Raw genomic sequence first — 7,763 nt, 5'->3', positions numbered from 1 at the left:
CGATATGGGGTGGGGTGGGGCGCAGAGTCTGGTAGTGGTGTCGCCAGTCGATGGTGTGGCCGTGGATGTGGGCCTGGGCGAGGTTGGTGAGGATGTGGTGGGTGTCGTCGTGGTCGCGGTGGAGCGAGGCGATGACGGTGGTGGTGCGGTCGGTGGTTTCGGTGGTGGCCGTGATGGCGGGGGTGAGCGTGGGGTGTGGGCTGACTTCGACAAAGGTGCGGTGGTCGGTCTCGGTGAGGGCGTGGACGGCGTGGGCGAACCGTACCGGGCTGCGGAGGTTGCGGTACCAGTAGTCGNNGGAGGCGTAGTCGACCGGGATGCGCTTGGCCCGTACGTCGTGGGCGTGGTAGTGGTCGAGCGCTTCGTCAAGCGCGTCGGTGTTTCCCGAGATGACGGTTGCCGTGGGGGAGTTGGTGGCGGCCACCCATAGCCGGTCGGGCCAGTGGGTGCGCAGATCCTCGGTGACCTGGTCCGCGGGCAGGGGTACGGAGGCCATGCCCCCGGCGCCGCGTACGGCTTGGAGGGCCTGGCTGCGCAGGGCGATGACCTTGGCCGCGTCGTGGAGCGTCAGGGCGCCGCAGACGTGGGCCGCGGCGATCTCGCCTTGGGAGTGGCCGAGGACGGCGTCCGGTTCGATGCCGCAAGAGCGCCAGAGCGCGGCCAGGGACACCATGATCGAGAACAGGGCGGGCTGGACGATGTCGGCGCGTTGCCATACGGCGTCGTCGGCCGGCCGGTGGAGGATGTCCGTGAGTGACCAGTCGACGTAGGGGGAGAGGGCCTGTTCGCAGGCGGCCATCCGCTCGGTGAAGACGGGTGAGGCGTTCAGCAGCCGTAGGCCCATGCCCGCCCATTGACCGCCTTGTCCGGGGAAGACGAAGACGATACGGCCGTCGGCGGTGGCGGGACGGTCCGACGTCTGGTGGACCGCTGGGTCGGGCCGGCCGGTGGCGAGCGCGTCCAGGCCGTGGAGGAGTTGTTCGCGGTCGGAGCCGATGAGGACGGCCCGGTGGTCGAAGGTGGCGCGGCCGGTGGCGAGGGTGTGGCCGACGTCGGCCGGTTGGAGCTGTGGCTGGGCGGTGAGGTGTTCGTGCAGGCGGCGGGCCTGGTCGCGCAGTGCCTGGGGCGTCTTCGCCGAGACCACCCACGGCAGGGGAGGCCCGGCCTCGGCGGTATGCCCCCCGGGAGCCACCGTGGACGATGGCGTTGCCTGCTCGAGGATGACATGGGCGTTGGTGCCGCTCACCCCGAAGGACGACACCCCCGCCCGGCGCGGGTGGCCCCGCTCCGGCCAGGGCACCGGCTCCGTCAACAGCCGTACGGCCCCGGCCGACCAGTCCACGTAATCCGACGGCTTGTCCACGTGCAGCGTGCGCGGCAGCACACCGTGCTGGAGCGCGAGCACCATTTTGATGACCCCGATGACACCCGCGGCCCACTGGGTGTGTCCGATGTTCGACTTGATCGACCCCAGCCACAGCGGCCGGTCGGCCGCCCGCCCCTGCCCGTAGGCGGCCAGCAGCGCCTGCGCCTCGATCGGATCGCCCAACCGGGTGCCGGTGCCGTGCCCCTCCACCGCGTCGACCTCCGGAGCCGACACCCCGGCATTGGCCAGGGCCGCCCGGATGACCTGTTGCTGTGATGGACCGCTGGGCGCCGTGAAGCCGTTGCTCGCCCCGTCCTGGTTGACGGCGGAGCCCCGTACCACCGCAAGCACCTGGTGTCCGAGCCGTCGCGCGTCGGACAGCCGCTCGACGAGCAGCATGCCCACACCCTCGGACCAGCCGGTGCCGTCCGCGGCGGCCGCGTACGCCTTGCAGCGGCCGTCCGGAGCCAGACCGCGCTGCCGCGAGAACTCGATGAACATGCCGGGGGTCGAGAGGACCGTCGCCCCGCCGACCAGGGCCAGCGAGCACTCCCCGGCCCGCAGCGCCTGGGCCGCCAGATGCAGGGCGACCAGGGACGACGAGCACGCCGTGTCCACGGACACCGCGGGCCCCTCAAGCCCGAGTACGTAGGAGATCCGCCCCGAGGCCGCGGCGCCGATGTTGCCGGTCAGCAGATGGCCCTCCAGCTCCGGCGACGCCTGGTGCATTCGGGGGCTGTAGTCCAGCGGGGCCACGCCGACGAACACCCCGGTGCGGCTGCCGCGCAGCGCGGTCGGGTCGATCCGCGCCCGTTCGAGCGCCTCCCAGGAGGTCTCCAGGAGCAGCCGCTGCTGGGGATCCATTGCGGTGGCCTCGCGTGGCGCGATGCCGAAGAACTCGGCGTCGAACTTGTCGGCGTCGTGGAGGAATCCCGCTTCGCGCTGGTAGTACGTGCCGGGCCGGGCGGGGTCCGGATCGTAGAGCCGCAGCGGATCCCAGCCCCGGCCCTCCGGGAAGGGCGAGAGGGCGTCGGTGCCTTCGGCGACCAGTTCCCACAGCTCCTCCGGGGTACGGGCGCCCCCGGGGAAGCGGCCCGCCATGCCGATGACGGCGATCGGCTCGTCGTCGGCCCTGGCCGGACCGGCCGCCGCCGCGGGGTCGGGCCGGCCGTCGGCGCCCGGCTGCCCGCCGCCCTGGTGATCGAAGAGCCGGGAGTGCAGATGGTCGGCGACGGCGGCGGGTGTCGGATGGTCGAAGGCCAGGGTGAAGGGCAGCAGCAAACCGGTGGCGTCGTTCAGGCGGTTGCGCAGCGCGACCGCGGCCGCGGAGTCGAAGCCCGAAGTGACGAAGTGCTCCTGCTCCGCGATGCCGTGGCCCGGCGCGTCCGCCCCGGCGACGTCCTCGAGGACCTTGGCCGCCTCGACGCCCACCAGCTCGCGCAGCCGCCGCTTCCGCTCCGCGGTGGAGAGCCGGGCAAGCCGCTCCACCAAGGGGGGCCGGCAGGCCTCCGCCGGGTCCGGGGCGTCGGCGAGCTCTACGGACGTGTCCGCGGGCGGCTCGAGAGGCAGGGTGATCAGGCGGCCGCCCGGCACCGAGAACGCCGCCCGATGGTCATCCAGTGCGCCCCGTACGTACAGCTCGGCCAGCGTGGTGCGAACGGACTCGACGGCGGCCTGCCCGCGATGCAGCGTCGGCAGGATCACGACGCGCTCACCGCCGACCACCTCCTCGGCGGTGGCCTGCACACACATGGTCAGCATCGGGTGCGGGCTCAGCTCCACGAAGCAGCGTGTGCCCTGCCGCAGCAGCCCCGTGACGACGCTTTCGAAGCGGACCGTGTCGGCGAGGTTCCGGTACCAGTAAGCCGCGTCGAGCCCTTGGGTCTCCAGCGGCCCCCCGATGACCGAGGAGTGGAACGGCAGCCGCGACGCACCCGCGGTGACCGATGACAGCGAGTCGAGCAGACCGTCCCTGAGGGGGGCCATGAACGGCGAGTGCGCGGGGATGTCGATCGCCACCTCGCGGGCCCGGACACCGGCACGGGCGAACTCCGCCAACAGCTCGTCGGCGGCCGGCCGATCGCCGGAGACGACCGTGGCCATCGGGCCGTTGACCGCGGCGATCGTCAGCCTGCCCGGCCACCGCCGCAGCAACGGAAGCAGCTGCGCCTCGGACCGCGCGACCGCGATCAGCGCACCCGACCCGGAGAGCGTCGCCTGGGCCCGGCTGCTCTCGATCACCACGCGCGCCGCGTCGGACAGCGACAGGGCGCCGCAGAGATGGGCTGCCGCGATCTCCCCGATGCAGTGGCCCACGATCGACGTCGGGCTCACCCCAAGAGTCCGCCACAGCTCGGCCAGCCCCACCATGACGGCGAACAGCGTCGGCTGCACCACATCGGTCCCCTCCAGGGGCGGCGCGCCCGGAGCGCCCCGCAGCACGGCCTCCGGTGACCAGGAGACATACGGTTCGAACGCCTCGGCGCAGGCGTCGACCGCCCGGCTGAAGGCGGGGGAGACCGTCAGCAGATCGGCGGCCATACCGGGCCACTGGGTGCCCTGGCCGGGGAAGACGAACGCGACCCCGTCGCCGCCCGCGGCCGCCGTGCCCCGTACGACACCGGGGGTGTCCTCACCCCGGGCCACCGCGTCGAGCCCCCGGAGATGTCCTTCCCGGTCCGCCGCGATCACCGCCGCGCGATGGGTGAGCGCCGGGCCGCTGCTCGCCAGCGTGTGGGCGATGTCTTCCGGACGGAGCCGAGGGTGGTCGGCGACATGGTCGTGGAGCCGGCGTGCCTGGGCCCGCAGCGCGGTTCCGGTGTGCCCGGAGAGGATCCACGGATGACCGGCCACTGCGAACTCGTTCTGGGCTTTGGGCAACCGAACCGTCTCCAAACCGGAAGAGGCAGCAGTTCTGCGGCAGAGCTGTCCGGTTTATAGAGCAAAGCGGCAGAGCGACGGTGGCATCCGACTTGACAGCGCCTCAGGTGACGGTCGAGGCCGTGGCGGCCGGCGCTCGGGGGCTGCTATGCGCCGGGGCGGGAGCGATGTTCTTGTTGTGGCGGAGCAGGTCTCCGCGAGCTTGGCCTCGCTTCCGTACACGCAGCCACTCCGCGCCCCGGGCGCGGAGCGGCTGCCCGGCACGGCCGCCACCCGGCCGGACCTGGACGAGTTCTTCCGCACACGGTTCGGGATCTGATCAGGCGCCGGTCCGGATCGGGGTCAGCCGGAGTACGGTGCCCTCGCCGTTGGCCGACAGGAGCAGGGAGCCCTCCGGGGCGACGGCGAGGCCGGCGAACCGGATGGCCATTCCCGGCATGCCGCCGGCGAACAGCGCGGGCTGGGTGCGGGGGACGACGCCCGGGGGCGGTCCGACCGGCAGGTCCTCCGCGTCGATCCTGCTTTCCCCCGTGGTGAGTGAGATCGCCCGGAGCCTGCGGTGATCGGTCTCCACCATGAACAGCTCGTCGCCCAGGACCGCCAGACCCTGCGGCGCCCCGAGCCCGTCCGCGACGGTCACCGTCTCCCCGTCGTCGATCCGGCGCACCACCCCGAGCCGGTCGTCACTCACATAGCAGCGTCCCTCCTCGTCGAAGGCCACGTCCACGGGGTGGCCGAGCCCTTCGGCGAGCGGGGTGATGGTTCCGTTGTCGTCGATGGCCACGACCCGGCCGGCACCCGCCTCGGCGACGACGAGCGAGCCGTCCGGCCCCACGGCGATGCCCAGAGGCTGCTTCAGCCCGGATGCCCGGTTCCGGGTGGTCCCGTGCACCGGGTCGTAGGTGTGGACGTCGCCGTACTGCGAGGTGAGGTGCAGCAGCTCGCCGTCGGCGGCGATCCCGTGGGAGAAGCACAGGAAGGCGGCCGTGGTCACGGTCCCCGGCTCGTCGTCGAGGGCGCTTTCCCGGGAGGCTTCCCGGGACGTTTCGAGGGAGACGGCGGGGCTCGCCAGCCGGTAGTGGTCGGCCGCGTACACCGTGCCACCGAGATCGACCGTCACCCCGTAGGGCCCGTCGAGCCCGCGTGGCACGATCTCGCGGGTCCTGCCGTCGGAGTGCATCTCCATGATGCCGCCGCTGGCGTAGCTGGAGAGGAACATCCTGTTCTCGGTGTCGAACGCCGCGTTGTCCAGGCCCACCACACCGCTGTGGACGAGCGCCCGAGACCCGGTGCCGTGCACATCGATGCGGGTCACGATGCCTTCCACGCCCCGCGACAGCACATGCAGCACACCGCCCTGGTCGAAGCGGACGGCGACCGGCTGGTGCACATCCTCCGCGACCACCTCGGGCGTACCGCCGTCCGGCGGTATCCGCCAGACCTGGCCGCTGAGCATATGCGGATAGTACAGATGGCCGTCCGGGCCGAGTTGCATCGCATTGCCCATGGCCAGCCCCTCGGTGAGCACCACCGGGCCACCGCCGTCCGGGAAGAGCTCCATCAGGCGGCCGTCGGGTTTCATCTCGTTGATGAAGAGCCGGTCGCCGATGCATGTGATGCCGTTGGGGTTGGTGACCTCGTCGGACACGAGGGTGTACGCCCCCTCGGGGCTGCGGCGCCACACCCGGCCGGGGACCAGATCGGTGATGTACATCGAGCCGTCCGCCCCGAAGGCGAGGTCGTCCGGTGACTGGACCGGGCTGTCCATCGGCACGATCACTTCGACGTCCCCGGTGGCCGGGTCGACGGCGCTGATCTGCCCGGCCAGGAACTGGGCGACGTACAGCCGCCCGTCGGGTCCGAAGGCGACACCGTTGGAACCCCACAGCCGATTGGGCTGGTTGAGCCGCCGCACCTCCCAACGGCTGCTTGTGGCTCGGCTGCGGCCGGTCTTGTCGAACCGGCTGGGTGACACCATCGCGTCGTGATCCACCTTCTTGGAACCCTCGGTCTTCATTCGGCCTCGACGAGGACGTTGTTGATCCCGCCGTCCGCGCCACGCCAGCGCCGCAGCAGCTCGTGGAACGCGACTGGGCCGTCACCGAAGGACTCGCTCCGCTTACGCGGCCGGCCCTCGTTGTTGTAGTAGCCAGGCGTGCACTCGGCATGGAATTTCTGCAGGTCCGCGGCCTTCTGGCGGATTGTCGCCACCCATTGGTCCTGCGCCGTGACCGTCGGCTCGATATACCGGGCCCGGCGGTTGCGCGCCTCGGCGACGACCTCGGCGATATGGAGCGCCTGCTCATCGAGGACGTGGACGAAATTGACGGCGCTGGCGTTCTGCACCGGGCCGAGCTGGAAGAGGTTGGGGAAGCCGTGGCTGTAGAACCCGTGGAGTGTCCTCGGACCCTCCTTCCAGGAGTCCATCAGGGACACCCCGCCCCTGCCGTACACCGGAAGCTTCCCGGACATGACCCCCGAGACACCGACCTCGAATCCGGTGGCGAAGACGATGCAGTCGACGTCGTACTCCACCCCGCCGACCACCACCGCGTTCTCTGTGATCCGTTCCACGCCATGGGTGTCGGCCGTGTCCACCAGGGTGACGTCAGGCCGGTTGAAGGTCTGGAGATAGGCGTCGCTGAACGTGGGCCGCTTGCACATATAGCGGTACCAGGGCTTGAGCTTTTCCGCCGTTTCCGGGTCCTCCACGAGGGCGTCCACGCGGGCCCGCAACTCGTTCATCTTCTGGAAGTCGGCGATCTCGTAGGCGCGTTCCCGCTCCTCGGGCCCGATGTGGGCATAGCTGTTGGTCGGGATCATCTTCTCGTACAGCCGGGCACTGCTGGTCCAGGCGTCGTTCACCAGATCCTCGTCGGCCCGTACGCCCGTGACGACCTTGAGGAAGTTCTCCATGCGCCGCCGCTGCCAGCCCGGCCCGAGCGACCCGGCCCACTTCGGGTCGGTGGGCCGGTTGTCGCGCACATCCACCGAGGACGGTGTGCGCTGGAATACGTAGAGGTGTTGCGCGTCGGTCCCCAGATGTGGCACGACCTGGATGGCGGTCGCGCCGGTTCCGATGAGGGCCACGCGCTTGTCGGCGAGCTTGTCCAGGCCGCCACCCGCATCTCCTCCGGTATAGGCGTAGTCCCAGCGGCTGGTGTGGAACGTGTGCCCCTTAAAGTTTTCGATCCCTGGTATGCCGGGAAGCTTGGGCTGGCTGAGTGTCCCGCCGGCCACCGCAACGAAGCGCGCCCGTATCTCGTCACCGCGGTCGGTGGAGACGATCCACTCCGACTCGGCTTCGTCCCAGCGCAGTTCGGTGGCTTGCGTCTGGAAGCAGACGTCGTCGTAGAGGTGGAAGCGGCGCGCGATGGCGCAGGCGTGCAGCCGGATCTCCTCTCCCGGCGCGTACCGCCACTTCGGGACGTATCCGACTTCCTCCAGCAGCGGCATATAGATGTACGACTCGATATCGCAGTGGATGCCCGGGTAACGGTTCCAGTACCAGGTGCCG

Annotated in this window: 4 protein-coding genes; 1 reads left to right on the top strand and 3 read right to left on the bottom strand. The window is 70.8% G+C overall.

The annotated features are described in order from the left end of the window. Positions 1 to 4,219 (bottom strand): type I polyketide synthase (locus tag CCN51_RS30710; protein WP_143675925.1); only part of this gene is annotated, 4,219 nt, incomplete at its 3' end. 205 nt (positions 4,220 to 4,424) lie between these two features. Here CCN51_RS30710 and CCN51_RS56595 point away from each other — a divergent pair. After that, positions 4,425 to 4,565, top strand: a complete 141-nt coding sequence (locus CCN51_RS56595) for a hypothetical protein (protein WP_014173388.1) — start codon at positions 4,425 to 4,427, stop codon at positions 4,563 to 4,565. On the opposite strand, the gene CCN51_RS30705 is transcribed toward CCN51_RS56595, so the two are convergent. Both CCN51_RS30705 and CCN51_RS30700 read right to left on the bottom strand, forming a co-directional pair. Then, positions 4,566 to 6,263 (bottom strand): SMP-30/gluconolactonase/LRE family protein, encoded by a 1,698-nt coding sequence (locus CCN51_RS30705; protein WP_086860302.1) that lies wholly within the window; start codon positions 6,261 to 6,263, stop codon positions 4,566 to 4,568. After that, on the bottom strand, positions 6,260 to 7,763 hold a 1,504-nt coding region (locus tag CCN51_RS30700), incomplete at its 5' end, for a flavin-containing monooxygenase (protein WP_086860301.1). The genes CCN51_RS30700 and CCN51_RS30705, both read right to left, overlap by 4 nt.

The organism is Streptomyces milbemycinicus, assembly GCF_002154605.1.
GTDB lineage: Bacteria > Actinomycetota > Actinomycetes > Streptomycetales > Streptomycetaceae > Streptomyces > Streptomyces milbemycinicus.
This window is presented reverse-complemented; position numbering and strand designations above follow the sequence as displayed.